Below are 443 nucleotides of genomic sequence, written 5' to 3' on the forward strand. Positions count from 1 at the left end.
CCTTTGTTTTCCGCTTCCATATGCGCCGTCTTCAATAAAGAAAGACGAAAAGCTTGCGGCGTTTGAACGGCCCACAAGCTTGAACGATCAAAGGTCTCCGCAGCCCGGGAGCCTTCCGCCCGTTTTATCGTGTCTTTCACAGGAACAGCCAGGACAGCCGCTCCCGCCTCCTCTGCTGTTTCAACGAGCTTATCGATATGCTGATGTGTGACAAACGGGCGCGCTCCGTCATGAACAAGCACGACCGATTCCTTATCAATCACTTTCAGTCCTTCGTATACACTGTGCTGACGCTCCGCACCTCCGGTAACAAGCTCAATTTCCGTCTGAATCGGAAATTGGGCCAGCAGCTGGCGAAAATCTTCCCGTTCACTCTCGTTTATCACCAGGATTATTTTCTGACAGGGTGCGTGGCTTTCAAAAACCCGCAGTGTGTGTATAAT

The 443-nt window shown here is 51.2% G+C and carries 1 protein-coding gene; it reads right to left on the reverse strand.

Annotated elements, in window-relative coordinates; translation table 11 throughout:
• Window positions 1-443, reverse strand: a 443-nt coding sequence (locus ACTD9P_RS29980; RefSeq protein ID WP_438870474.1) for a 2-C-methyl-D-erythritol 4-phosphate cytidylyltransferase, incomplete at both ends; no start/stop codon positions are given.

The sequence above is a fragment of the Pseudomonas onubensis genome (genome assembly GCF_965653655.1).
GTDB lineage: Bacteria > Pseudomonadota > Gammaproteobacteria > Pseudomonadales > Pseudomonadaceae > Aquipseudomonas.